Source organism: Shigella sp. FC1567 (assembly GCF_001743015.1).
GTDB classification, from domain to species: domain Bacteria; phylum Pseudomonadota; class Gammaproteobacteria; order Enterobacterales; family Enterobacteriaceae; genus Escherichia; species Escherichia coli.
In genome coordinates this window covers 1-408 of the sequence record NZ_MIIV01000413.1, presented here as the reverse complement: position 1 = coordinate 408, position 408 = coordinate 1, and the positions used below count along the sequence as shown (strand labels likewise).

Sequence of the window (408 nt, the reverse complement as noted above, 5' to 3'; positions counted from 1 at the left end):
TAGTGCGCTGGGTTATCGCTCGCCACGGGAATATCTGCGGCAGCGGGCTTGTAATGGGTTAAGTGATAACAGATGTCTGGAAATATAGGGGCAAATCCAGTAGACTGGCCCCCTGAATCTCCAGACAACCAGGGTAATGACTCCAACTTACTGATAGTGTTTTATGTTCAGATAATGCCCGATGACCTTGTCATGCAGCTCCACCGATTTTGAGAACGACAGTGACTTCCGTCCCAGCCTTGCCAGATGTTGTCTCAGATTCAGATTATGTCGCTCAATGCGCTGAGTGTAACGCTTGCTGATAACGTGCAGCTTTCCCTTCAGGCGTGATTCATACAGCGGCCAGCCATCCGTCATCCATACCACGACCTCAAAGGCCGACAGCAGGCTCAGAAGACGCTCCAGTGT

1 protein-coding gene is annotated in these 408 nt (G+C 51.0%); it reads right to left on the bottom strand.

From position 1 onward, the window contains the following. Positions 1-147 precede the first annotated feature (147 nt). A partial coding sequence (locus BHE85_RS18880) for an IS1 family transposase (protein WP_000317683.1) occupies positions 148-408 on the bottom strand: 261 nt, incomplete at its 5' end.